The sequence below is a fragment of the Mesorhizobium sp. W050 genome (assembly GCF_054719535.1).
The window spans coordinates 4,134,252-4,157,093 of the sequence record NZ_JBTTIH010000001.1 but is presented as its reverse complement, the minus strand read 5'-3'; the positions used below and the strand labels follow the sequence as shown (position 1 = coordinate 4,157,093).

At 61.8% G+C, this 22,842-nt stretch carries 26 protein-coding genes; 12 read left to right on the top strand and 14 right to left on the bottom strand.

The window, feature by feature from the left end; translation table 11 throughout:
* Positions 1 to 8 precede the first annotated feature (8 nt).
* The 6 genes from ACYG9Y_RS20245 (at position 9) to ACYG9Y_RS20220 (ending at position 3,728) form a co-directional block, all read left to right on the top strand.
* Positions 9 to 254, top strand: a complete 246-nt coding sequence (locus tag ACYG9Y_RS20245) for a hypothetical protein (RefSeq protein ID WP_023738313.1) — start codon at positions 9 to 11, stop codon at positions 252 to 254.
* 174 nt (positions 255 to 428) lie between these two features.
* Positions 429 to 617, top strand: coding sequence for a hypothetical protein (locus ACYG9Y_RS20240; RefSeq protein ID WP_023707234.1), 189 nt, complete (start codon positions 429 to 431; stop codon positions 615 to 617).
* A 114-nt stretch (positions 618 to 731) separates the two neighbouring features.
* A complete protein-coding gene (locus tag ACYG9Y_RS20235) occupies positions 732 to 893 on the top strand; it encodes a hypothetical protein (RefSeq protein WP_023751093.1) in 162 nt (53 codons plus the stop codon).
* A 9-nt stretch (positions 894 to 902) separates the two neighbouring features.
* Positions 903 to 2,669, top strand: a complete 1,767-nt coding sequence (locus tag ACYG9Y_RS20230) for a thiamine pyrophosphate-dependent enzyme (RefSeq protein ID WP_023738315.1) — start codon at positions 903 to 905, stop codon at positions 2,667 to 2,669.
* Between the two features lie 23 nt (positions 2,670 to 2,692).
* On the top strand, positions 2,693 to 2,857 hold the full coding sequence (locus tag ACYG9Y_RS20225; protein WP_023695159.1) for a hypothetical protein: 165 nt from the start codon (positions 2,693 to 2,695) through the stop codon (positions 2,855 to 2,857).
* Between the two features lie 58 nt (positions 2,858 to 2,915).
* On the top strand, positions 2,916 to 3,728 hold the full coding sequence (locus tag ACYG9Y_RS20220) for an SDR family oxidoreductase (protein WP_280790897.1): 813 nt from the start codon (positions 2,916 to 2,918) through the stop codon (positions 3,726 to 3,728).
* A gap of 305 nt (positions 3,729 to 4,033) precedes the next feature.
* On the opposite strand, the gene ACYG9Y_RS20215 is transcribed toward ACYG9Y_RS20220, so the two are convergent.
* The gene (locus ACYG9Y_RS20215; RefSeq protein WP_023667764.1) at positions 4,034 to 4,546 is read right to left on the bottom strand and encodes an OmpA family protein; all 513 of its coding nucleotides are present in this window, start codon (positions 4,544 to 4,546) and stop codon (positions 4,034 to 4,036) included.
* Positions 4,547 to 4,556: 10 nt separating this feature from the next.
* On the bottom strand, positions 4,557 to 5,216 hold the full coding sequence (locus ACYG9Y_RS20210) for a L,D-transpeptidase (RefSeq protein ID WP_023682764.1): 660 nt from the start codon (positions 5,214 to 5,216) through the stop codon (positions 4,557 to 4,559).
* A 995-nt stretch (positions 5,217 to 6,211) separates the two neighbouring features.
* On the opposite strand from ACYG9Y_RS20210, the gene ACYG9Y_RS20205 reads away from it, so the two are divergent.
* Positions 6,212 to 6,376: a hypothetical protein gene (locus tag ACYG9Y_RS20205; RefSeq protein WP_348524243.1), complete on the top strand. Its 165-nt coding sequence runs from the start codon at positions 6,212 to 6,214 to the stop codon at positions 6,374 to 6,376.
* Between the two features lie 213 nt (positions 6,377 to 6,589).
* On the opposite strand, the gene ACYG9Y_RS20200 is transcribed toward ACYG9Y_RS20205, so the two are convergent.
* Positions 6,590 to 7,189, bottom strand: a complete 600-nt coding sequence (locus tag ACYG9Y_RS20200) for an EF-hand domain-containing protein (protein WP_023738317.1) — start codon at positions 7,187 to 7,189, stop codon at positions 6,590 to 6,592.
* 463 nt (positions 7,190 to 7,652) lie between these two features.
* Between ACYG9Y_RS20200 and ACYG9Y_RS20195 the strand changes: the two genes are divergently transcribed.
* The gene (locus ACYG9Y_RS20195; protein ID WP_245260389.1) at positions 7,653 to 8,072 is read left to right on the top strand and encodes a hypothetical protein; all 420 of its coding nucleotides are present in this window, start codon (positions 7,653 to 7,655) and stop codon (positions 8,070 to 8,072) included.
* A gap of 272 nt (positions 8,073 to 8,344) precedes the next feature.
* Here the strand turns inward: ACYG9Y_RS20195 and ACYG9Y_RS20190 are convergent, their stop codons facing one another.
* Entirely contained in the window at positions 8,345 to 8,602 is a 258-nt protein-coding gene (locus ACYG9Y_RS20190; protein ID WP_245260390.1) for a hypothetical protein, read from the bottom strand.
* 973 nt (positions 8,603 to 9,575) lie between these two features.
* Here ACYG9Y_RS20190 and ACYG9Y_RS20185 point away from each other — a divergent pair.
* Entirely contained in the window at positions 9,576 to 9,800 is a 225-nt protein-coding gene (locus ACYG9Y_RS20185) for a hypothetical protein (RefSeq protein WP_156929751.1), read from the top strand.
* Positions 9,801 to 10,053: 253 nt separating this feature from the next.
* On the opposite strand, the gene ACYG9Y_RS20180 is transcribed toward ACYG9Y_RS20185, so the two are convergent.
* From ACYG9Y_RS20180 to ACYG9Y_RS20170, 3 genes are all read right to left on the bottom strand, one after another.
* Positions 10,054 to 10,602, bottom strand: a complete 549-nt coding sequence (locus tag ACYG9Y_RS20180; protein WP_023710080.1) for a hypothetical protein — start codon at positions 10,600 to 10,602, stop codon at positions 10,054 to 10,056.
* 10 nt (positions 10,603 to 10,612) lie between these two features.
* Positions 10,613 to 11,788: a zinc-dependent alcohol dehydrogenase gene (locus ACYG9Y_RS20175; RefSeq protein WP_023738322.1), complete on the bottom strand. Its 1,176-nt coding sequence runs from the start codon at positions 11,786 to 11,788 to the stop codon at positions 10,613 to 10,615.
* 520 nt (positions 11,789 to 12,308) lie between these two features.
* A complete protein-coding gene (locus ACYG9Y_RS20170) occupies positions 12,309 to 12,938 on the bottom strand; it encodes a TetR/AcrR family transcriptional regulator (RefSeq protein WP_023738323.1) in 630 nt (209 codons plus the stop codon).
* A gap of 129 nt (positions 12,939 to 13,067) precedes the next feature.
* Between ACYG9Y_RS20170 and ACYG9Y_RS20165 the strand changes: the two genes are divergently transcribed.
* Positions 13,068 to 13,964 (top strand): NAD(P)/FAD-dependent oxidoreductase, encoded by an 897-nt coding sequence (locus ACYG9Y_RS20165; RefSeq protein WP_023738324.1) that lies wholly within the window; start codon positions 13,068 to 13,070, stop codon positions 13,962 to 13,964.
* Positions 13,965 to 14,287: 323 nt separating this feature from the next.
* Here the strand turns inward: ACYG9Y_RS20165 and ACYG9Y_RS20160 are convergent, their stop codons facing one another.
* From ACYG9Y_RS20160 to ACYG9Y_RS20150, 3 genes are read right to left on the bottom strand one after another with little or no spacing between them, the layout of a single operon-like run.
* Positions 14,288 to 15,115, bottom strand: coding sequence for an alpha/beta hydrolase (locus tag ACYG9Y_RS20160; protein WP_023738325.1), 828 nt, complete (start codon positions 15,113 to 15,115; stop codon positions 14,288 to 14,290).
* The gene (locus tag ACYG9Y_RS20155) at positions 15,112 to 16,560 is read right to left on the bottom strand and encodes an NAD-dependent succinate-semialdehyde dehydrogenase (RefSeq protein WP_245260408.1); all 1,449 of its coding nucleotides are present in this window, start codon (positions 16,558 to 16,560) and stop codon (positions 15,112 to 15,114) included. The genes ACYG9Y_RS20160 and ACYG9Y_RS20155 overlap by 4 nt, the downstream gene beginning before the upstream one ends.
* Positions 16,561 to 16,618: 58 nt before the next feature.
* Positions 16,619 to 17,845, bottom strand: coding sequence for an iron-containing alcohol dehydrogenase (locus ACYG9Y_RS20150; RefSeq protein ID WP_023738327.1), 1,227 nt, complete (start codon positions 17,843 to 17,845; stop codon positions 16,619 to 16,621).
* 172 nt (positions 17,846 to 18,017) lie between these two features.
* On the opposite strand from ACYG9Y_RS20150, the gene ACYG9Y_RS20145 reads away from it, so the two are divergent.
* A complete protein-coding gene (locus tag ACYG9Y_RS20145) occupies positions 18,018 to 18,716 on the top strand; it encodes a GntR family transcriptional regulator (protein WP_023667782.1) in 699 nt (232 codons plus the stop codon).
* A 161-nt stretch (positions 18,717 to 18,877) separates the two neighbouring features.
* Complete coding sequence (locus tag ACYG9Y_RS20140; protein WP_023667783.1) at positions 18,878 to 19,471, top strand: DJ-1/PfpI family protein; 594 nt, start codon at positions 18,878 to 18,880, stop codon at positions 19,469 to 19,471.
* A 268-nt stretch (positions 19,472 to 19,739) separates the two neighbouring features.
* On the opposite strand, the gene ACYG9Y_RS20135 is transcribed toward ACYG9Y_RS20140, so the two are convergent.
* The 4 genes from ACYG9Y_RS20135 to ACYG9Y_RS20120 form a co-directional block, all read right to left on the bottom strand.
* Positions 19,740 to 20,372, bottom strand: a complete 633-nt coding sequence (locus ACYG9Y_RS20135) for a class I SAM-dependent methyltransferase (protein ID WP_023738328.1) — start codon at positions 20,370 to 20,372, stop codon at positions 19,740 to 19,742.
* 136 nt (positions 20,373 to 20,508) lie between these two features.
* The gene (locus tag ACYG9Y_RS20130; protein ID WP_023738329.1) at positions 20,509 to 21,108 is read right to left on the bottom strand and encodes an NADPH-dependent F420 reductase; all 600 of its coding nucleotides are present in this window, start codon (positions 21,106 to 21,108) and stop codon (positions 20,509 to 20,511) included.
* Between the two features lie 32 nt (positions 21,109 to 21,140).
* On the bottom strand, positions 21,141 to 21,893 hold the full coding sequence (locus ACYG9Y_RS20125; protein ID WP_023738330.1) for an SDR family NAD(P)-dependent oxidoreductase: 753 nt from the start codon (positions 21,891 to 21,893) through the stop codon (positions 21,141 to 21,143).
* Positions 21,894 to 21,943: 50 nt separating this feature from the next.
* A complete protein-coding gene (locus ACYG9Y_RS20120) occupies positions 21,944 to 22,678 on the bottom strand; it encodes an SDR family NAD(P)-dependent oxidoreductase (RefSeq protein ID WP_023699875.1) in 735 nt (244 codons plus the stop codon).
* Positions 22,679 to 22,842: the final 164 nt, after the last annotated feature.

Sequence of the window (22,842 nt, the reverse complement as noted above, 5' to 3'; positions counted from 1 at the left end):
GCCTTGCCATGGCCGGCCGGAAGACCCACGAGCAGCAGCTGCGCATCATCGAAAAGCGCGAGAACACCAGAAATGCCGGCGACGATTTCAATGCCGAGGATGAGCTGAAGAGAACCAAGCAGGAGCGCGAGGCGCGGCAAGACGGCGCCAATCTGCGCGACGAGGGCGTGGAATTGACCGACAAGGACGATCGCCAGATGATCCGCGGCGAAAACCAGGAGAGCGAGCACCACAAGCGCAGGCAGGACGACTAAGCCTGCCGTCTTTTTAAGGCTATCGAGGAGCCATCCCAGACTACCGGCACGCCAGGCACCGCATGGTCGAGGCGCACATCGCCCGCCGCGGTGTGCGCGACGAACGAGTCCTTTCGCCACTGAGGCGGAATCCCGCGCGAGAAATCGTCGACGAGGGGTGCGAGGAGTTCGCCTATGGGGACGGTCCGGGCGGCGTTGCGCTCTGGCTATAGGGACCTGCGAAGACGCGACCTGAACATCGGCCAGCTCTGCCGCGAGAGCTTTTGGCGATCAGACAGCCTCGGCCACTACATGCAATCCTCGGCCTCGCAGCAGTTCGATGCCTTCGTCTGTTCGATCGCACCTCGCCTGTTCAGCCGCTGACTGCCGAACAGCGCCTCATCGGGTGGTACTGACACCTTTGCCTTCGGCACCTGAATAGGCGGCCTTGCCTTCGGGCACGGAACATCTCACCGACTTTCTGGTTAGGCAGGCCGGATGAAGGGAGCTTTGCGCATGGCCACTAATTTGGAAGACGGCAAGACCGCTCAATCTTCCGACGACTTGCATGGCGGCAATCGCGGCGGCGACAAAGACCAGCGTAAGACTGACAAGACCGCGAACAAGAGCAGCCAGGCGGCGGGATCCGCATCGCGGTAGGACTGAGACATGCCGACCGCCGCGGACATCCTCATCGAGACGCTGATCGACTGGAACGTCGATATCATCTTTGGCCTGCCGGGCGACGGCATCAATGGCATCATGGAGGCGCTGCGCAGACGGCAGGACCGTATCCGCTTCATTCAGGTGCGACACGAGGAATCCGCAGCGTTCATGGCGTGCGCCTACTCAAAATGGACAGGCAAGCTCGGTGTCTGCCTCGCAACTTCCGGCCCTGGCGGCACACACCTCCTGACGGGACTCTACGATGCCAAGCTCGACCAAGCGCCGGTGCTCGCCATTACCGGCATGCAGTTCCACGACCTCATCGAGACCTTCACCCAGCAGGATGTCGACTTGACGCGCGTCTTCAGCGATGTCGCCGTCTTCAACGCGCAGGTCTCCGACGCGGCGCATATGGAAAGCCTGGCCGGTCTCGCCTGCAGGTCGGCGCTGGCACGTCGCGGCGTTGCGCATCTGTCGATCGCCAGCGATGTGCAGGAGCACACGCTCGACCAGGCCAAGCGCTCGAAGCGCAACAAACCGTCGCATACGCCGGATCGTTGGTTCGAAGGAAGCAGGCTTCCCGACGAAGAACAACTTGCGAAAGCCGCCGAGATCCTGAACGGGGCGACGAAGGCCGCGATCCTCGCCGGTCGGGGCGCGCTTGGTGCCAGGCACGAGTTGGAAGAGACGGCGGAGCTGGTTGGTGCCCCCGTCGCAAAGGCCTTGCTCGGTAAGGCTGCCTTGCCCGACGATCACCCGCTGACGACTGGCGGCATCGGAATTCTCGGCACGCTGCCGTCGCAGGAAATCATGGAGGAATGTGACGCGCTGCTCGTCGTCGGCTCGAGCTTTCCCTACATCGAATACTACCCGAAGCCGGGACAGGCGCGCGGGGTGCAGATCGAGCGCGACCCGCAGCGCATCGGCCTGCGCTATCCCGTTGAGGCCGGCCTTGCCGGCGATGCCGCCGTGACGCTGCGACTGCTGAACAAGCGCCTGAAGCGCAAGGATGATCGCAGCTTCCTCGAGAAGGCGCAGGCGGGCATGCGACGCTGGCGCGAGATGATGGCGCAGTCGGAGCAAAAGGCCGCCACTTCGCTCAAGCCCCAGGTGGTCACACGCGCATTTGGGAAACGATTGCCCGATGATGCGATCCTGGTTGCCGATTCCGGCCAGAACACCGAGATGGCGGCCCGCCATATCGAGCTGCGTGACGGGCAGGCCTTCGGCGTCTCGGGCGCGCTGGCCTCGATGGCATGCGGACTGCCCTATGCGATCGCCGCGGGCCTGGCCTTTCCCGGCCGGCCGGTCTTCGCGGTCGTCGGCGACGGCGGTCTCGCGATGCAACTCGGCGAGTTCTCGACGGCAGTTCGGTACCGGGTCCCACTCAAGGTGCTCGTGCTCAAGAACGGCATGCTCAATCAGATCGCCTGGGAGCAGATGATGTTCCTCGGTAACCCGCAATTCGCCTGCGAACTCCAGCCCATCGACTTCGCCATGGCCGCCGAAGCCATGGGCGGCATTGGTTACAGCGTCTCTCGCGCCGAGGAGGTGGAAGGTGTTCTCGACGCTGCCCTGGCTGCTGAGGGTCCGGTGGTCATCGAGGCCGTGGTCGACCCGTACGAACCGATGATGCCACCGAAGATGCCACCGGATTATGCGAAAAATTTCCGCAAGGCGCTATCGGACACTCCCGGACGCGCGGAAATCGAGGCGAATGTGGCGCAAGAGCCGCTGAGGTCGATGATTACCGCCGGCGAGAAAGACTGACGACACGCAAGAAGGAGCACGAGTTGAACAAGACCGACAGCGGCACCGCAAATCGCAGTTCGCCGGACCTCATGGGCGGCGACCAAGCGTGCAAGGCCGAGGAATGGGGCGGTGGCTCGAAAGCCGCCAAGGGACCGATCACGGAACCGGATCGACACAACCGCAACTCCAGCCAAAAAAGGAGCTGACATGCAGGATGCCCAGCAGAAATATCCTCAGCCGCCGCTTCCCGAACAGCAGCAGGACATGCCCGGCTACACCGACGAGATGGATCCACGGCCCGACCACGGAGAGGAGAGCTATCGCGGCAGCGGTAAGCTGATGGACCGCGTCGCGCTGATCACCGGCGCGGACTCGGGCATCGGCCGGGCGGTGGCTATCGCGTTTGCACGCGAAGGCGCCGACGTCATGATCTCCTATCTTGAAGAGGACGAAGATGCGCAGGAGACGGCGCGCTTGGTCGAGGAAGCGGGGCGCAAGGCGGTGCTCGCACGCGGCGACATCTCGGACGAAATCTTCGCGCGGTCGCTTGTGCAGCGAGCTATCGATGAATGCGGGCGCCTGGACATCCTCGTCAACAATGCAGCCCACCAGGCGTCGTTCGAGAAGCTGGAGGACATCAGCGCGGAGGAATGGGATCTCACCTTTCGCACCAATGTCTATGCGATGTTCTATCTGTCCCAGGAAGCAGTGAAGCACATGGAACCCGGCTCGACCATCATCAACACATCCTCAATCAACGCGACCAGTCCCTCGCCGGCACTGCTTGCCTACGCCACTACCAAAGGAGCGATCGCCAACTTCACCGCCGGACTTGCAGGACTGGTAGCTGAACGCGGCATTCGGGTAAACGCGGTCGCTCCCGGGCCGATTTGGACGCCGCTGATCCCGTCGACAATGCCCTCTGAGAAGGTCAAGGAGTTCGGGAAGAACACACCGCTCAAGCGTCCCGGGCAACCGGCAGAGCTTGCAGCGACCTATGTGCTGCTTGCCTCGGAAGGGTCGAGCTACACCACCGGCGCACTCTACGAGGTCACCGGTGGACGGCCGATGCTTTGAGCGAGCGTACCTGCCAGCTCCACGGCGCCAACTCCCGGTAGCACACTGACATCTGGCGAGGCTCATGCGCGATCAGGATCGCGGACAACTGCCACGTCCGCAAACTGGTCGAGGCGCATGCCGAAGCCACCCACCAGACCCTGAACCGGAGGTTGGTAGACGCGAGGCTGACTTCATTCCGGGTTCACCGGAGCGTCAGCTTTCGGGGAGGGGCAAACGCTGGGTGAATGTCCCCGATAGGCGCATTGCAGCCATGCCGCCGTCGCGTTGTGAGACTGATTTGGCGACCAGCAAAACAGCAGCCTCTACGACTCGTCCCTCTCATCGCGCAAATTAGACACAACGCGGCGGTTCTGCGACCTGCAGGCGGAGTCGGGGCAGTCGCGGACGAGCCTGTCCTTGCCGTAGCCCTTGGCCCACATGCGGTTCCGGTCTATGCCGCCGGCGGCGAGGTAGTCCATCACCGCATCGGCGCGCTGCTGTGACAGCGCCGTTTCACTTGCGCCGGGATCGTCGGCGAAACCCTGCAGCTTGAGCAGCCAGCGCGGATGCTTTGTCAACCAGGCGATCTGGGTGTCGAGGGTGGCCTTGGCGACAGAATCGAGCGCGGCCGAACCTTTCGTGAAGTAGGTGCGGCGGCCGACATTGAGGATAAAATCCTCCTCGCTGCCCGGCTGCACGTTCTGGAAGCCGGCAATCTCGGCGTTGGTGACGTCGGGCGTCGACGGGGCCAGCGTGTTGCTGGTCGAGCAGGATGTGGCCACAACCAGCAGGCCGGCGGCGAGCAGCCGGCGCGTGTTTTCAATCATGCGGTTCATGATGCGCCAATCATTCGACAGTGGTGGAAGCGGGCGCCTGGTCGGCGATGTGCGGCAGGACCTCCACCGCGGTGCCGATCGGGCACCGCTGGTAGAGGTCGATGATGTCTTCGGGGAACATGCGGATGCAGCCGCTGGAAGCGTCGGTGCCGATGCTCCATGGCTCCAGCGTGCCATGCAAGCGGTAGCCGATGTCGGCGCCGTCGCGGTACAGATAGAGCGCGCGCGGCCCGAGCGGATTGTTGGACGCGCCGCCTGCGATCATGGGCGGTAAGTCCGGTTTGCGCTCACGCATTTCGGGGGGCGGGACCCATTGCGGCCACAGCGCGCGGCGATCGATCGTCGCGCGGCCGTACCATTTGAAGCCTTCCTTGCCGACGCCGACGCCGTAGCGGATGGCAGTCTTGTTTTCCATGATGAGGTAGAGGAAGTGGTGGCGGGTATCGACCACGACGGTGCCGACCGGCTCGCTGCTGAAATACTTGACGATCTGGCGATGCCATCTCTTGTCGATCTTGGCGAAGTTGGTCTTGCGATAGACGAAATCGTTATCGCTGGCGGTACCGGCGAAAAAGGATTTTGCCCCCGCGGCTTGAACAATATTGCTGGTTCCACCGACCGCGACCAGCGCCAGACCGCCGAGCACGACACCCCTGCGTGATAAAACCATCGGCAATCCCCCATGCCTTAAGCCTGGCGAACCATAGTTGAGAATGATTTCGGCTCAAAGTGGAAAATGCTGCAGTGGGTGGGCCGCAAGCGGTCTGTCCGCTTGACGGCAAAATAGCGGCTGCCCGCCGGCTCACGCCGGCGGGCGTTTTTGTGCGGACGGGAACATCCTCGCTCCAAGGGTGTTTTGTCACACCCGGCTCGTTCTTCATCGGTCGTGCCGGTGACCAAGATGTCCCCTCATTCATCATGGTCGGCCCGCGCAGCCTTGACCGCACGCGCGGGCCATCCCATCACAAGGCCCGCTGGCTCACGCTGGCGGGTTTTTCCGCGTCCAGGCGCCGAAACTCATCTTGGCATGCCTGTTACAACGAACCAGGCGGATTCCGCGCTCGGTCTCCGCACGCGGTGAGGAGGACTTGCGACATGCCTCGCTGCGGGATTTCGCGATGAGTCTACCTGGCTCCCGCTGAACGCCACCGCCTGACCACCGGGACCCGTTGGACGACCTTCAAGTCGAAAGCCCCCGGCAATCGCACCTTAGGCGAAGACGCTTTGCTTGTTGATGCAGTTGTCATCGCATCATCATGGGTAGCAACGCGGTGTTGCGTGTTGTTGGAGAGATGGGGTTTCCCGAAAAGAATGAACATGCGCAGATAAAAGAAGCGAGCAGGATGGCCGTGAGTACATCTGCGAATACCTATTACTCTCATATGTGCTCGCTCCTCGGAAGGCGATCCCGCCACCCTCTCGACAGTGAAGATGGCGGGATCTCAACCGGCGACAAGGGACTTCGATCAACGGCTTCCGGCTGGGTGTTCCGCCGTTCGGGCTTCTTCCAACCGCCATCAGACGCAAGTCCTATCCCATAAGACTGATGGCCAAATTCGGAACATCCGCTGAAGCATTGCGTTCGGCAGCGTGAAACCCCAAGGCAAAGGACGACTAATCATGTCGAATTGCGAGACTGCAAAATCACATTCGTTAGGAAATCGCGTGGCTGATCTCACAGCCAAGATGCGTGAAGCGCAGATTGACGCGGGTGAAATGATGGCCTTCCACAAGGTTGCAACCATGTTGGAGGACAGCCAAGGACGTATCAATGGCGACGACTTGATCGCCGCATCCTTCGTTCTGCTGGAGGACCGGGCGTCCGAGTGACCCTGCGTTGGTCGGCTTCGATCGTTCCTTGATCAGCACTGCGCAGCCGTTTTTTTTTGTCACGGCTGGCGTCTCACGGGACTGCGGGAATAGCGCAAGGCTGGAGGGTGCTGTTAGGGCCGCCGCGCCTAACAGCCAAGAGACACCGCTTCGAATTCGACCGCCAGGCGCTCGCCCGCTTTGTCCTAGGGAGAGCATTCACTTTGAAGACAGCTACGGCGTGTCCTCGCTATCAGTGCCATGCATGCTGGAGCCATGCATGAAGGACTGGATCTCGTCCGCATCGATCTTGCCGTCACCATTCTCGTCAATGCTACTGAACATCCTGCCCACCGCGCGTTGAACCTCGTCCTCGGACACCGATCCGTCGCCATCGGTGTCCAACAGCCCGAACATCAGTCGCATGCCGGCACCGCGCATCAGCTGATGATGCCAGCGTCCAGCCATTCTGTGTCCACGATCGCGGCCACCGTGGTTCTGCCAACGGCCGCCATCTTCATCGTGGCGGTCAGCACCCTCGTTGCGATCGCCTTGATAGTTGCGACTGTCTTCCTCGCGGAAACCTTCTTCGGAACCGCGATCCTGCTGCATTCTCTCCCGGACAGCTTGCTCAACCATCTGGCGGATCATTTCGCGTGTTGGTGCATCCGCTTGTCCGGCCGCATCCGGCAACTGTCCGGCGGCCGGCGGTTCGGTTGCCGGAGCGGGTGCAGGTGTCGAGGGTGATGGTGTTCCGCTTGTCTGGGCGAGCGCGGGGGAGGTCAGGGCAATGAAAACGGCGGTCGCGGCCGTCGTGCTGTGTGGAAATCTCATGGCATGCTCCATCAATGCTTTCGCTTGGAAGGCCAAACTTGAGCTCGATCTGATTGTTCCCCGAAGGGGATCAGGTCACGGCGAAGTTACAGGGCCTGCCCCCCGTCTGAGGTAGATCAGGGTCTTCGTCAGGGAATAATTTCGGCTCTTCTTCCCTAGGCACAAGAGGAAGCCGGCGCCCATTTTTGCGGGCAATGAACGTTGGACATTCGGCCTCGCCAATTTTCTGCCAGTCGATCATACCGACGCACCAATTCCCTCTGCGTCCTCTCCTTTCGTGGGACGGAAGCCGTTTCGACCGCACGCCGTCAATAGCGAATTCCGCGTCCGTATGCTGCGCGGCCATAATGCATATTTTTATGTCACGGACCTCTGTCCGTCTGGACACCATGTTAGCCAGCGCTAAATCAGAGCAATGCGACGCCTACTGCTCGGACTTACAGTTTTTCTCTTTTGGACCACGTTGCTTCAGGCCGAGGCGTGGCAGCCCTTCGGCGTCCGACAGCTTGGCTTTAGTTTCGATATTCCTCCGAATTTCGTCCTGACCCAGAATTCGGAGCAGGGCGCGGCTTTTCAGGGCCCAAGAGACGCGTTTCTGGTCGTTTGGGGCGCGCGACTGGGCAAAGCAAGTTTTCGCGCCGAGATTGAACATCGCATGATCGAGGACGAAAAGGCCGGTTGGCGACTGACCTATCGGCGCCTAGCCCCGAAATGGGCCAGCTACTCCGGGGTCAAGAATGGTGAGATTCGCTATGTCCGTGCAATTATGGTCTGCAACGAGCGTGCCGCGCTTTTCACAATGAATTATCGGAAATCCGAAAAGAAACCGTATGACCCTGTTGTTGTGCGCATGGTCCGGTCCCTGAGAGCGGAAGGATGTTAGCCAGCAAAGAGCGAGGTTGCCGTACTGTGCTTCCCTCGGCTAAGGCCCAGTGGTCAACCCGGCTCCCCGATAGCCCCGCCCAGTCACATGAAAGCAGGCACCGGCAGGTATGCGGCCGAACGCTCTCACGCTGGCTCAACCGCTCAAAGCCGCTCACCGAAAAGCTGCTTGGTGCGGTCGCGCGCTAGACCTAGCACCGAGCCATTCCCGCTGCGGCTGGTTAGCGCCTAGCTCCGTGCGCCCATGAACGGGTGGGGCGAACGTCCTGATAGCTACGGCTGTAGAAGCGCGCCGCCAAACTGCGCCCACAAGCGCTCGCACTCTCTCGCCCTTAGGCTCGGGGTACCGGGCGCGCCATAGAAGACCATGGCGCCGCGAATGTCGTATCCAAGCACCGAGGCGTTGGCCACGAACTGGATGGCTCTTCCCAAGCTGGTGATGCCGATGTCGACCTCAGCTTTGTTGGTGAGGTCGACCACGCCGACTATTTCCGCATTGGCGCTCCTGCCCGCCAAAACGGCCGTCGACATCGCATCATTCACGGCAAGAAGCATTTCGGTGAGTTGCCCGGTGGAAGGGCTCTACAAACGCTTAAACGTCAGGTTTGTTCCCAACTGGCCTTGGCGGCTTTCCGACGACCAAGTCTGGGTCACGCGGCCTCTCATGTGCGCGTAGTTGACATCGTCTGCTGGACCGAACGGTCAGGCCGACGAGCCCAGTTCCTCTCGGCATCGAGCAGTTCATTCTGCCCAATCAAGCCGTTCATAAACAGCCTGAGTATATGCGCAGCTATGCGCTCTCCGTTCTGCGAAGCAAGAGGTAGGGCGCGCTCTTTGCAGACCGTGTGACAAACCTGGGCGAGCATCTCAATGTCGCTTGGCCCCAAAAACCGACCCGGATACAACATACCGTTTTCCTGTTGGAGAGTTGGAATGGCTATCCATTACGCAGGGTCACCGGTAGCCACAATCAACTATGATAGTGAGATGTCGAGTCCGGTGGAAAAAACAGCGAGGTCACAAGTGGTCGCGCTTGTCTCCGATTGACAGATGCCTCGACGACCAGCGCTACCCGCACCCGCTTCATCGACGCGGCTTTGCAAAGGCCTATGACCAGTTCGCTACCAGCTGCCGGACCGCCCAGGCGAGCATGCCGCCGGCCCTCCCGAAGCGCGATGTCGTGGATGAGGCAGCCTTTTCCCTATACATCCAGCTGTTACGCTGCGCATCTGCTTCGGTTCGAAAACTCGCCGCGAGCCTGGCGTGCTCGCGTGTCCGGGCCGAAACAGCCCACATGTTGATAACGACATCGATGAGGCTGCCGCCGACTCGTTGGCATAGGATGCTTCCCGGCATGGGCATCGACCAATGCCCCGGGCCGACCAGCACGAACCTGCGGGGGCTTTCCCGGAACAAAGCGTCGACGATCCGGTTCGGCAGGAAGCGGCCAAATTCATGCCATCGGAGATGCCGAGGCAGATGACAGATGAAAGGGAAGCTGAAGATGACGAAGTCTGGCGACCGCACCGTTCCCGGCGACGGCAAGATCGAAACCGGCCCGAACACATCTCCGCAACAGGATCCGGCAGAGGGGTCGCGCGAGACAATCGATCGCGAACTCGAGCGGACAGACGACGATAATAATTCCGACGAAGCGGAACGCTCGCGCCGAGACCTGCGGAAAGGGGTGGCGGAAGAGACCAAGCTTCCCGAACGCGGCTCGGCCTGAGGATCGCCGGAACCTGGCCAAGGTAAGAGACATGGAAGGCTAGACGCCTGGTCGCATCGCTGCTTGCCTCCTGCCTTTAACGCCGGCCACACAACCCATGCGCGGCGGTGACCCAGGAGACGCGAGAACGGCCGCGCGACGGTCCACTCTGTTCCAGCAAACTCGGCTCGCCGAGAGCTACCACCTCTGGCGTTAGGGCCTGACGAGATGCCACCTGTCCAGGTCGCATGCCGCCAGGGTTCCGCAATCTCTATCAGGCTGCGCCGGCCTTCTGGCTGCGCTGCGAGCGGGCACGGTCGCGGGCTGCGGCAGTGCCTCCGGGAAAGCCGCTTCGATCGCTGTAGTCGCGTGGCTTGGTCCCCCTCCGAGAGTGGCGCGCGGTCACGCTTTTCGCACCGATGATGTCGAGCAATGTGATGCCGGCGACCATCGCAAGCGCAAGGCCCACATTATCGCGCTTTGGGTTGCCATGCCGATACGCTGTCAGCAATGTCGCGATATCCAGGCCGTCGCCGGCCACCCGGCTCCACAGCCCCGCTTGCTTGTCCACTGAAAGCGAGAGTATGCCGCTGCTTATTTCCCGCGCCCCATAAGCGCGGATCAGATCTTCCTTGCCGCGCATGCCGAGCGCGCCGGCAATCCGCTCGGCGCCAACCAGCTCGGCGACGCCAAGCGCGATGCTGAACCAGCCGAGCTTGCGGGCAAGGCCATCGGAGGCCGCGACCGCACTCTGCCCAGTCTTCAGCACTTTGGGATCGCCAGGCGATCGGGTGATGTTGGTAAGTTTGGCAATCACGTTCATGACGATTTCCCTACGGTTTCAGTACAACCTTGATGCAGCTGTCCTGCTTGTCGCGAAACACCTTGTACATCTCGGGTCCCTGCTCGAGCCCCACGGTATGTGTGATGACGAAGGATGGGTCGATCTGGCCATCTTCGATGCGGCGCAACAGATCCTCGGTCCAACGGTTGACATGGGTCTGCCCCATTCGGAAGGTGAGCCCCTTGTTCATTGCCTGTCCCATCGGAATCTTGTCGACCAGCCCGCTGTAGACGCCGGGGATCGAGATCACGCCGGCCGGCCGGCAGACATAGATCATCTCACGCAAAACGTGCGGTCGATCATTTTCTATCAGCATCAACTGCTTTGCGCGATCGTAGACGGTATCGGGCTGGGCCAGCGAGACGTGGCTTTCCATGCCGACGCAATCGATGCACTTCTCCGGGCCCTTTCCGCCGGTGAGTTCCCGCAGTCGTTCGACGACACTTTCCTCGGCGAAATTGATGGCGATGGCGCCGCAGGCCGCGGCCATGGAAAGCCGCTCCGGCAGGCAATCGATCGCCACCACCTGTTTCGCGCCGAGCAGCAGGGCGCTGCGTATGGCCATCTGCCCGACTGGGCCACAGCCCCACACCGCAACCGTATCGGTGGGCTCAATGTCGCACTGTGCCGCCGCCTGCCATCCGGTAGGAAAAATATCGCCGAGGAAGAGAACCTGCTCGTCGGTAAGGCTGTCAGGCACCTTTACGTGCGTGGCATCGGCGAACGGCACACGCATGTATTCCGCCTGTCCCCCAGGATAGCCGCCGGTCAAATGAGTGTAGCCGAACAGACCCGCGGTGGTGTGCCCGAACACCTTGTCACCGAGATTCTTCTTGCGGTTTGTGCGTTCGCAAACCGAAAAGTTCTGTCGCTTGCACTGGTCGCACTCACCGCAGATTATGGTGAACGGCACGACGATGCGGTCTCCCTTCTTCAGAGCGCCGTTGACGCCCTTGCCGACCTCAACGACCTCTCCCATCATCTCGTGGCCCATGATGTCGCCGGGCAGCATGGCTGGCACATAGTTGTGGTAGAGGTGAAGGTCGGAGCCGCATATGGCACAACTCGTCACCTTGATGATCGCGTCACGTTCATCCTCAATTTCCGGGTCCGAAACCTGATCGCAGCGTATGTCTTCCTTGCCGTGCCAGACCAACGCTCGCATAGCTTGCTCCTATTTTCGCAAGATCTGTGGGTAGGGACCTCGCGCCTGTCCTAAGCGGGCCGATGCCTGGTTGGATCGACTGTGCCGCTGCTTGTCGAACCACAGGGGCGGACCGATGTTCCGGGAGCTCGAGAGAATTTTTGGGCCATTCCAGACCCGCACCTTGGAAGCGTCGCGGGCACCAGCGGCCTCCCCGGGGCGCGTCGGGCACGAGCCGCTGGGCCCCGACCCACGAATGGACGTACTCAAGTGTACCAAAAACGTTCCGTCCGCAGGTGTCCTTCGCGGCGGCTGACACGTCATCTGCTCGATTCTGGCGTCCGTAACCGGCATTCTCTTCCTCGCCCGCACAGGGTCGGCCGAAGCAGCGCTGTGACCGGGGCAGGTAGGAGATGCCGCTCACGGGCGGGCGCGCAGTCCGACCCGACGCGATCGACACGAGGTGGATGGGCGCCATCGCGACGGCGGCTCTAGCGGAGTATTTCGCAGAAATACAATGATTAGCGGGCAGGGCAGAGTGCTAGCCGTGCGCAGCGATGAACATGGCGACGGCCGACCGGCAATAGGATTCGACTTCGTTGTCGTCCGCCGCTCTCGCCTGATCGAAGCGTGCGATAATCAAAAGATCGGATCCTTTGAAAAGCGCGGCAAACAAGCGGGCGGACCGGAGAGGATCGGGCACGTTCAGAACCGCCTTCGCGTGCAACTGACGCAACAGGACCTCGATTTGGGCGATGACATGGGCGGGGCCGGCTTCGAAATGGAGCTTGCTTAACGACCTTGGATTCGTCTGGTCGGCCATTACCATGGCTTCGACACTGCGGACATCTGATCTCAACAGCGTGCGAAGCAGGGATGATCCCACCGCCATGAGATGATCCTCGACCGAACCGTCGATGCCTTCAAGAAGGGCCTGTGGTGCAAACAATTGATGGCAGCCGGACGCGATGGCCGCGCTGAACAGCGCCTCCTTGTTCTCGAAGTGCCGATAGATGCTGAGCTTGGATATCTTCGCCCGCTGGGCGACCTTGTCCAATGTCGTCGCTTGAAACCCCAATTCGACAAAGAGTTCGGACGCAGCGTCGAGTATCGTTTGGCCAAGCGCCTCGTTGGCGGGCCGGCCGCGCCGGCCCTGGCTATTTTCGGTCACGACAATTCCAGTCCTTGACAGTATCCTAATTCTTGGATTACGATACCATGTAGTTTCTGAAATGCGCAAGCCGATGGGTAGGTTTCAACCAGGTCCAACCGGCCCCTCATCCACAACACGGAGCCCATCATGGATGACGTCATTATCATCGGCGGCAGCTTTGCCGGTCTCGCCGGCGCCCTGCAACTCGGCCGTGCCCGCCGCAAGGTCACCGTTCTTGATACCGGCCTGCCGCGCAACCGCTTCGCCGGCCACTCGCATGGCCTGCTCGGCCACGATCACAAGCCGCCGCTGGACATCCTGGCCGAGGCGCGGCGGCAGCTGGCGCGCTATCCCACGATCAAGCTGGTCAATGCCCGGGCCGACAGCCTGTCCGGGGCCATCGACGATTTCTCCGTGCTCACTGGCGATGGCGGAAGCCTGGGCGCGCGCCGGCTGATCCTGAGCTATGGCGTCGTCGACCAGATGCCTGATGTTCCGGGCTTTGCCGAAAGCTGGGGCACGTCCATCGTGCCCTGCCCCTATTGCGACGGCTTTGAAGTCGCCGGCCAGCATTGGGGCCTCGTCTGGTCCGGCCCACAGTCGATGAATCAGGTCAGGCTGTTCCACGATTGGACCGACAGGTTGACGGTCTTTGCCGATGGTCACGACATTCCGCCCGATATCCGGGCCGGTCTGGCGCGCCGCAACATACCTGTCGTCGACGGCCGGATCATCGAGATCGCCCATCACGGGGGGCATAACGCCACCGTCAAGCTCGATACCGGCCCCAATGTCGCGGTCGACATCCTGTTCGCGCATCCGCGCAACAAGCCATCCGCAGGCCTGCATGAATCACTGGGCCTCGCCACGGTCGATACGCCCCTCGGCGTAATCCTCAAGGTCGACGAGCGCCGCGAAACCAGCATGCCCGGCATCTACGCCGCGGGCGACCTCGCCAACCCCCTCACGCCGCCATCGGTCACCCTGGCAATATCGCACGGCGCGACGGCGGGCATCTTCGCCCAGCAGTCGATGCTGGTTTGAGAGCGCAGATTCCCTTCTCCGGGTGCCGCGGGCTATCATATTCTGAAGGCGAGGTTACGGAACGCCGGCCCGCTCTCCCCTGAGGGGCATCTTTGGCCGGTTGGCTTTGGGAACTCAACTGCGCTGCCGGCATGACGGCGATCGCCGACATCGGTTATCAAGCTCAATCACGCTGGAAAGCATGAACCACGTCGACGTCGACATCGACGGCGGGCTTACGGTATGGGGACCGGTGGCGGGAGATTCGCCACCGCTGTCGGTACCCGATGCTGCGACGCTACTTTGCAGAACGGTCGCGTCCAGCAGCGCTTCTGGCGGAAGTCTCAGGCGGCCACGACGCGGGCCAGCAGTGACGCGGCCTCGGTACCAGCCAAGCCAAGGTCACGGACGCTGCTCATGTGATTGGCCCCACCAAGGGTGGTGCGCGAAACAGTCAGTCCCTGTGTGTCAAGGTGGTCCGTGAAGAGTGCGGCCTGGCTGTGGAACGGCGGCGTTTCATCGGCGCCGACCAAGATATCTACGTCCACGGATGGATCGAAACTGTGATCGATCGGCGAGAATCGGCGGGCCTCCTCGTCGGTGATCGCGATCTCGGCGGCAAGGAACGACATCTGCAATGGCTTCAGGTCGTAGAGGCCGCCAAGCAGCAGCGCAGCTTTGATGCCGGAAGGCCGCTCGTCACCGTCGAAAAGCATTGTTGCCAGATGCGCACCGGCGGAATGACCGCTAACGGTCAGCAGGCCGGGATCGCCGCCATGGTGTGCGACATTGTCAAATACCCATCGCTTGGCGCGGCGCACCTGGTCGACGATCCTGGCCATCCTGACGGTCGGCATCAGCGCGTAGTCGACAATGACCGCGATCGCACCTGCGTTCGTAACGGTCTCGGCGACGTAGGAATAGTCGCGCTTGGAGAACATGCGCCAATAGCCCCCGTGGATGAACATGTGCACCGGCAGGCGGTCCCGTTTGCCCTCGGGAAAGAACAGATCCACGGTTTCGGTGGCGTCAGCCCCGTAGGCGACATCGGCGACCATGGGAACATTCGCCCTGGTGTCCTCGCTTCTGCGAACGATCTCGGCGACCATGTCGTCGAACTCGACCACATGATCGCGAATGCGAAACGGATCTTTGGCGTGATGTCCGCTCACAGGGTCACGGCGATGTACTTGGCCTCCATGAACTCGGCAACGCCATGCTTCTGGCCGCCTTCTCGCCCCAACCCGCTTTGCTTGACTCCGCCGAAGGGCGCCGCCGGATCCGACATCAGGCCGCGGTTGAGCGCGATCATGCCGGACTCGATCTTCGATGCCACGCGCATCCCCCGGCCCAGGTCGCGCGTATAGATGTAGGCAGCGAGACCGTATTCGGTGTCATTGGCTTTGGAGATGACATCCGCCTCGCTTTCGAAGCGACTGATCGGCGCCACGGGACCGAAGATCTCCTCGTGAGCCATGGCAACGTCGGCCGGCACGTCCTTGAGCACCGTTGGCGGATAGAAAAAGCCTCTGCCTTCAGATACGCCGCCACCACACAGGATTTTGGCGCCGCGGGCAACGGCGTCCTGCACAAGCCGGTCGATCTTGTGCACAGCCTTCCTGGTGATCATCGGCCCGCATTCTGTGTCTGAGTCTGTGCCCGGGCCCACGTTGAGTGCCGCCATGCGTTTGCTCAAGCCTTCCGCGAAAGCATCATGGATGCCGGCCTGGACGTAAAGCCGGTTGGCGGCCGTGCAGGCTTCGCCGGCGTTGCGCATCTTGGCAACCATCGCACCGTCGAGGGCGGCTTCCAGGTCGGCGTCGTCGAAGACGATGAAGGGTGCGTTGCCGCCAAGCTCCATGGAACAGGAAATGACGTGCTTTGCGGCTTCGGCCAGCAGCACGCGCCCGACGCCGGTCGAGCCGGTGAAGGACAGCTTTCGCACGCGCGGATCGGCCAGCATGGCCGCCGTCACCGGTCCGGGGGTCGAGGTCGTCAGGACGTTGACGACGCCGGGCGGCACGCCGGCTTCCTCGTAGAGCGCCGCAAGCGCATAGGCCGTCAGCGGCGTCTCGCTGGCGGGCTTCAGGATCACCGTGCAGCCGGCCGCGAGCGCCGGAGCGATTTTGCGTGTCGCCATGGCGGCTGGGAAATTCCATGGCGTGATGAGCACGCAAATGCCGATGGGCTGGTAGTCGACAATGATCCGGTTCGCGCCCGAGGGTGCAAGGCCGAACTCGCCGCTGATGCGGACCGCCTCCTCGGCGTTCCAGCGGAAAAACTCAGCGGCGTAGGCGACTTCACCGCGCGCATCGCGCAGCGCCTTGCCGTTCTCCAGCGAGATCAGCGCAGCCAACGTCTCCATCCGGTCGGTCATCAGTTCGAAGCAGCGCCGCAGGATTTCCGATCGCCTGCGTGGCGGGGTCTCGCGCCAGCCGGCGGCCGCCTTCGCGGCAGCGTCGACGGCGGCGGCGGCATCAGTGAGCGTTGCATCGGGAACCGCAGCGATCACGGCTTCGGTCGAGGGATCGACCACTTCGATCACGCGGCCCTCCGATGAGGGCCGCCAGCGTCCGCCAATGTAGAGACCGTGCGAGACCGTGGCGTAGTCGAACATATCTTGATCCTCGTCGGATATGCCTGCGGCAATGTTCATTGGATGAACTCCTGGTCGATCACATCATGGCGGCGGACATGTCGCCGTCATAGGCAGCCCTGACCAGCTGTCGCATCGCGGCGAGGTCGAACGGGCGCGGATTGTTCTTGATCAACCGGTCGATGCCCAGCGCCTGCTCAGCCGTCCAGTCGATCTTGTCTTCGGGAAGACCCAGTTCGGCCAATGTCGGTGTGATGCCGATGGCGCCAAACAGCCGGCTCACCTCACGGATGGTGGCGTGCGCCAAGGCATCGGCGCCGCCGCCCTGATGGGAAAGGCCAAGAGCAGTGCCGACTTCCGCAATCTCCGCGGCTGCTGCGGCCAGATTGTAGGTCATCACATAGGGCAGCATCGTGGCCACCCCCAGGCCATGCGGGGTGTGGGTAAGCGCGCCAACGGGATACTGCACCGCATGGGCGGCGGCCGTTCCCGCCGTACCGAAGGCGCAACCGGCGGCCAGCGCTCCGATCATCACGTCGGCGCGCGCATCCTCGTCCGATCCGTCGCGATATGCCTTTTCCAGACTGCGGCCGAGCAGCCTGATGGCCAAAAGCGCGAAATGGTCGGTCAGAGCGCTCTTGCCGATGAACACATGCTGTTGCGGCAAATGAGGGTCCGCGCCGCGTTTGGCCGCTGTGAAGGCCTCGATTGCGTGCGTCAGCGCGTCGGCGCCGGCGATCGCCGTCAAGGATGGTGGACAGGTCACCGTCAGATCCGGATCGCAAAGCGCCACTGCTGCGATGAGATGCGGACTGGCGATACCCACTTTCAGCGTCCGATCCGGGTCGGAGATCACGGCGACGGGGGTCACCTCGGAGCCTGTTCCAGCCGTCGTCGGCACTGCGATCACCGGAAGGGTAGGGCCGGGTACCTTGAACTCGCCATAGTAGTCCTCGAGCCTGCCGCCGTGGCTGAGCAGAAGTGCAGCGCATTTGGCCATGTCGAGGCAGCTGCCGCCCCCGATGCCGATCACCATGTCCGGCTTGAAATCTTTCGCTTGCGCAATGCAGGCGGCGACGCTGTCGCGCGGCACATCCGGCAGCGTTCGGTCGAAGACCAACGTCTCGATCGCCGCGTTGTGCAAGCCAGCGAGGATCTCGGCGAACTGCGACGTCGCCGCGAATCGCTCATCGGTACAGACGAACGCGCGGCGCCCATATTTGGCGGCAATGGCAGGCAGGACATGGCGCTGGCCTTTGCCGAACAGAATCTCGCTCGGCAGGCGCGCCGCTGCAAACAAGCTCATGCACAAGATCCTGCGAAGACGGATTGGAAGCCGACAGGCTTGGCTTCGTGCCGGAGGCCGACCTCGGCGCTGCAGGTCGTGATCATGCGATACCCTCATAAAATCGTATATGATATAGGATTGAGTTTCGCGGAGCATCATGTTAGTGGATGGTTCTGTCAAGAGGCAAACGATGCAGAACACGGACCTGACGGTTGACAATGAAGCTCGTGCGACCGGTCGTATTCAGCGCGCCAACAGTCTGGCTGGCGACGTTTACGAAGCAATCTTCGCGCAGCTCATGTCTTTGAGGATTGCTCCGGGATCGCGCATCACCGTCGACAATCTCGTCAAGGAATTCAACGTCTCGCATACCCCCATTCGTGAAGCGCTTGGCAGGTTGGAGGGGGAAGGGCTGGTTCTGAAAACCCACCTGATCGGCTATCGCGCCGCCCCACAAATCACCCGCCGGCGCTTCGACGAGCTTTACGAGCTGCGTCTATTGCTTGAACCTGCCGCCGCGGCCAAAGCCACCGCAACAATGGACGGCGAGCGCCTTGCCGCGCTGCAGGAGGCGGCCGGCGTCATGGCTCGGCGGGTGGGGAAAGACGAACGCCTGCGCTATTCGAACTTCGCCCGTCAGGATGCGATCTTCCACGACAAGATCGTCGAGTTTGCCCAAAACGAACTCATTCGCGAGACACTGAATCACCAGCATACCCACTTCCATATCTTCCGCCTGATGTATCACTCCAGGGTGACCGAAGAGGCGCTCGACGAGCACGAGGCTATTCTCGCTGCCTTTGCCGCGGGCGATCCGGACGCCGCCGAAAAAGCCATGCGCGCGCACATCGAAAATTCGCGGGACAGGCTCCTGCCTGCGTTCGAGTAGCCTGGCGATGTTGCTTGTCAGAGGCACCCTCAAGCGCGGCGCGCCGCTGTCCGCCCAGCCTGCCGCCTACGAATTCTATTCCCCGTTCTGAGCCGATTTCGATCCCGGGAAGCGAGGCGCGCAGTGCACCTCGCCCCTGAAACAAGCCGAGAGGAAAAGACATGCCAGCCAAAAAAATCCTGATGCTGACCGGTGATTTCACCGAGGAGTATGAAATCTTCGTCTATCAGCAGGCGATGGAAGCGGTGGGACACACCGTTCATGTCGTGTGCCCCGACAAAAGCGCCGGAGACATGATCAAGACATCGCTGCACGATTTCGAGGGCGATCAGACCTACACCGAAAAGCCCGGCCATAACGCGCTGATCAACAAGACCTTCGCCGACGCCGAGAAGCAGCTGAGCCAGTACGACGCTGTCTATTGCGCCGGCGGTCGTGGCCCCGAATACATCCGCACCGACAAGCGGATACAGGCAATGGTGCGCCATTTTCACGAGGCCAAGAAGCCGATCTTCACGATCTGCCATGGCGTCCAGATTCTGATCGCGGTCGACGGCGTCGTGCGCGGCAAGAAGGTGGCGGCGCTCGCCGCCTGCGAGCCGGAGGTGACGCTTGCCGGCGGCACCTACATCGATCTGTCTCCCACCGACGCCTATGTCGATGGGACCATGGTTTCAGCCAAAGGCTGGACCGCGCTTGCGGCGTTCATCCGTGAATGCCTGAAGGTGCTGGGAACGGAAATCCACCATTCTTGAACCGTTGAGCCGGCGCATCCCCTGAAGGATGCGCCGGCTCCCTCAACGGCGCGGCGACTTCCGTCATTTCATCAAGTTCAGATCAGGAACCTGCGGCAGGTGTGCTCCAGAACCTTGTGCCATCATCACCTCGGACGCCTTCAAGGCGCTGCCGCATCGCGTGCGTGCACAGCGCGCTATCCTCGTTGACCTTTCCCAGCTTGGCGGGTGCGAACCCGAGTTGATTGGCCCATTGGGGAACTGGACATGAAGTCGGCGCCGGGAGCTATCAGGGCTTCACGAACCGAAACGCGAAGCGATCGGTCTCGCCCTTGATCGCGGGATCGAACACCTTGATCGAGTGCGGGTCATCCCTGTTCAAGAGCACGGTGCTTTCCGCGTCCAGCACGAAGCCGGCCGCCTCCACCTCCTCGCGGACGGATGCAGGGTCGATCCGATGCAGCGACCGTTTGTCGCTCGTGCCTGACCCAGCGGCGGCGGCGTGGTCGACGATGACGTAGGACCCACCGGGTTTCAGCCGGTTGTAGACAGCTCGATTGAAGTCGGCGGCCGTCGCACCCTTCTTCTGGACCAGGGCGGTGTGAAGATCGTGGTAAAACAGGTGCAGCCATAGGACATCCGCTGGCGGCGTGACCTCCGGCATCGCGACGAGATCCGCCGAGGCGGCTTCGACGTTCTCTCGGCCCGGCTCCTTCGCGAGCGTCCGCATGAGGCCGACCGGATCGTGCTTGAAGTGGGCGACTTCGGCCGGCACGAAGCTGTAGACCCGCCCCTCTGATCCGACGATGTCGGAGAAGAGGCGCGTCCAGTCTCCGTCGCCAGGGTAGACGTCGATCACGGTGGAGCCCGCCTCGATTCGTGCGAACCGGATTAATTCGGACACCTTGGATTGGTCGTACATCGAAATCTCCTTAGGAGTGGATATTCTTCTCGGTGCTCATAATGATTTCTCCATTTGCTCGGATCGGATCGCGCTTGATCCGATCCGAGTTCCGATCGCCTGCGTTGTCTCTTTACCGGTGTGGACGTCGTGCTCGTCAGTCGAACTTGACCAAGTCCTTAAAGATGAGACGACCCCAGCTGTCTCCGCGCGCCTGGACCAGCAGGCCACCTTCCGACACCCCGCCAAGCTTGATCGGCGCGAAACCGAGATTTTCCGCAAGCTCCCCAATCTGTGTTGCGGCAGCGTCATCGTCGCTTGCCAGGAACACGACCCTCCGGCCACCATGTACGGCCGGATCCTGATCAAGCACCGGGGCGACCAAATGGTTAAAGCCCTTGACCAGTTTTGCGCCAGAGAAGGCCTGCGCGATGAACTTGGAAGAAGGTTGTCCTCCCAGTTCCTCAGGGGGCACGCCATAGGCATTGGTCACATCGATGATCGTCTTCCCCTGCCATGTGGGGAGCGCCTTCGCGACATTCGGGTGCGCCTCGAAGCGGACAGCCAAAAAGATGATGTCCGCCTTGATGGCTTCCGCCAGTTTTTTGGGGATGATGGTGGGTCCGATCGCGGCCGCATCGGCGGCAAAGCTTTCCGGGTCGCGTGTGGTTGCAACGGAAACTTCGATGCCGTTTCGGGCAAACGCCTTGGCAAGGGCCCGTCCGATATTGCCGAATCCTACGATTGCATAGTTCATAGTACTTCTCCGATCTGGTGCTAATGCCGGGGTCAGACTTGCGCCATGCCTCCGTCGACGGCGAGATCCACGCCGGTGACGAAAGAACTTTCATCGGAGGCGAGGAACGTTACGGCAGCCGCGATGTCCTCTGGTTTGCCCCTGCGACCCATTGGGATCTGTGACGCAAACTGGGCGGCCGCTTGCTCGGCTTGCTCAGGGGTAAGGCCAGTCGTTGTCTCCAAGGCCGGCGTCTCGATTGGTCCCGGACTCATTGCATTGACGCGGATTTTGCGGTCTTTGAATTCCAGTGTCCAAGCGCGCGCGAAGTTGCGTACAGCCGCCTTGCTCGTGGCGTAGGTACTAAACCCTGGAAGCCCCAACACGTTCGACACTGAAGAATTCAGGATGATCGAACCGCCGTCTTTGAACAGGGGAAGGGCCTTCTGCACCGTAAAGAACAGACCCTTCACGTTCACATCGAAGGTCTGATCAAAATGTGCCTCGGTAGCGACGGCGAGCGGTGCGATCGTCCCCGCGCCGGCGTTGGCGAAGAGAATGTCGATATGACCATGTTTCACCTTCACGACGGCATAGAGGCGATCCAGATCTTCCAGGAGCGACACGTCACCCACGACCGTCGTAACGTTTTTCATGATGAAGGCTGCGGCCTCCTTCAACTCCTTCTCTCTTCGCCCGGTAATCACGACGTGCGCTCCTTCTTCTACGAAGCGCTTGGCTGTGGCCAATCCGATCCCGCTGCTTCCGCCCGTGATGACTGCGATCTTGCCTTCGAGTTTTTTCATAATTCTTTGTCTTTCGTTGCGCACGGGCCAGGTACGGACCGCGCTGGGGGTCAGAGTTGAGCCAGGCCGCCGTCGACGGCGACCTCGCTGGCAGTCATGAAGCTGCTGTCCGGCGACGCGAGAAAGGCGGCCACGGCCCCGATCTCCGCCGGATCGGCCATGCGCTGGAGCGGAGTCATCGCGCCGTAGGCCTTCTGGCCTTCCTCGCCCAACGCCTCCTTCGCGAGTTCGGTCGCCGTCGCCCCGGGCGACAACACGTTTACCCGGATGCCGGTGCCCTTCAGGTCCTCCGCCCAGGTCCGCGCCAGGTTGCGCACTGCCGCCTTGCTCGCGCTATAGGCAGTGAACCCCGGAGCGCCCGTGGTGCCGGCGCTCGACCCGGTCAGGATGATCGAACCGCCCTGGCTCATCAGCGGCAGCGCCTTCTGGACCGTGAAGATCGTACCCTTCACATTGGTGTCGAAGGTTTCGTCAATGTGCCTGGCGGTGATCTGGCCGAGCGGAAGCGGGCTTCCCGCCCCGGCATTGGCGAAGACGATGTCGAGGCTTCCGCGCTCGGCCTTCACCGCAGCGTAGAGTCGGTCGAGGTCGGCCTCATCCGAGACCGAGCCCATAACCGCGCGGGCATTAGGCCCAAGGTCAGCCACGGCGGCGTCGAGCGCTTCCTGCCGGCGGCCGAAGATGAAGACGAAGGCGCCCTCCTCGATAAAGCGCTTGGCTGCGGCGCGGCCGATGCCCGTAGCGCCGCCGGTTATCACAGCGGTCTTTCCATTCAGTCTGTTCATGTCATGCATCCTTCGTTTCGCCGTCTCGTGTCTTTGGCTATACGGGAAAGTCCCGCGAGAGCCTCAAGATGGGTTCGCCGAAGTCGGGCGGTGAGTGCGCAATCGCGCACATCGCTGGTGCGAAAACGATCCAATAGATGATTGAACGCCACGATGACCGCACG

Bases quoted from the DNA above. Each gene is read 5' to 3' on its own strand.
- ACYG9Y_RS20185 (WP_156929751.1), top strand. From the start codon at position 9,576: ATGACGAAGTCTGGCGACCGCACCGTTCCCGGCGACGGCAAGATCGAA.
- ACYG9Y_RS20120 (WP_023699875.1), bottom strand. From the start codon at position 22,678: ATGAACAGACTGAATGGAAAGACCGCTGTGATAACCGGCGGCGCTACG.
- ACYG9Y_RS20245 (WP_023738313.1), top strand. From the start codon at position 9: ATGGCCGGCCGGAAGACCCACGAGCAGCAGCTGCGCATCATCGAAAAG.
- ACYG9Y_RS20210 (WP_023682764.1), bottom strand. From the start codon at position 5,216: ATGGTTTTATCACGCAGGGGTGTCGTGCTCGGCGGTCTGGCGCTGGTC.
- ACYG9Y_RS20180 (WP_023710080.1), bottom strand. From the start codon at position 10,602: ATGAACGTGATTGCCAAACTTACCAACATCACCCGATCGCCTGGCGAT.
- ACYG9Y_RS20175 (WP_023738322.1), bottom strand. From the start codon at position 11,788: ATGCGAGCGTTGGTCTGGCACGGCAAGGAAGACATACGCTGCGATCAG.
- ACYG9Y_RS20240 (WP_023707234.1), top strand. From the start codon at position 429: ATGGGGACGGTCCGGGCGGCGTTGCGCTCTGGCTATAGGGACCTGCGA.
- ACYG9Y_RS20155 (WP_245260408.1), bottom strand. From the start codon at position 16,560: ATGTTCGACTACGCCACGGTCTCGCACGGTCTCTACATTGGCGGACGC.
- ACYG9Y_RS20200 (WP_023738317.1), bottom strand. From the start codon at position 7,189: ATGAGATTTCCACACAGCACGACGGCCGCGACCGCCGTTTTCATTGCC.
- ACYG9Y_RS20220 (WP_280790897.1), top strand. From the start codon at position 2,916: ATGCCCGGCTACACCGACGAGATGGATCCACGGCCCGACCACGGAGAG.
- ACYG9Y_RS20140 (WP_023667783.1), top strand. From the start codon at position 18,878: ATGCCAGCCAAAAAAATCCTGATGCTGACCGGTGATTTCACCGAGGAG.
- ACYG9Y_RS20215 (WP_023667764.1), bottom strand. From the start codon at position 4,546: ATGAACCGCATGATTGAAAACACGCGCCGGCTGCTCGCCGCCGGCCTG.
- ACYG9Y_RS20165 (WP_023738324.1), top strand. From the start codon at position 13,068: ATGGATGACGTCATTATCATCGGCGGCAGCTTTGCCGGTCTCGCCGGC.
- ACYG9Y_RS20230 (WP_023738315.1), top strand. From the start codon at position 903: ATGCCGACCGCCGCGGACATCCTCATCGAGACGCTGATCGACTGGAAC.
- ACYG9Y_RS20145 (WP_023667782.1), top strand. From the start codon at position 18,018: ATGCAGAACACGGACCTGACGGTTGACAATGAAGCTCGTGCGACCGGT.
- ACYG9Y_RS20135 (WP_023738328.1), bottom strand. From the start codon at position 20,372: ATGTACGACCAATCCAAGGTGTCCGAATTAATCCGGTTCGCACGAATC.
- ACYG9Y_RS20130 (WP_023738329.1), bottom strand. From the start codon at position 21,108: ATGAACTATGCAATCGTAGGATTCGGCAATATCGGACGGGCCCTTGCC.
- ACYG9Y_RS20235 (WP_023751093.1), top strand. From the start codon at position 732: ATGAAGGGAGCTTTGCGCATGGCCACTAATTTGGAAGACGGCAAGACC.
- ACYG9Y_RS20190 (WP_245260390.1), bottom strand. From the start codon at position 8,602: ATGTCGACGGCCGTTTTGGCGGGCAGGAGCGCCAATGCGGAAATAGTC.
- ACYG9Y_RS20150 (WP_023738327.1), bottom strand. From the start codon at position 17,845: ATGAGCTTGTTTGCAGCGGCGCGCCTGCCGAGCGAGATTCTGTTCGGC.
- ACYG9Y_RS20125 (WP_023738330.1), bottom strand. From the start codon at position 21,893: ATGAAAAAACTCGAAGGCAAGATCGCAGTCATCACGGGCGGAAGCAGC.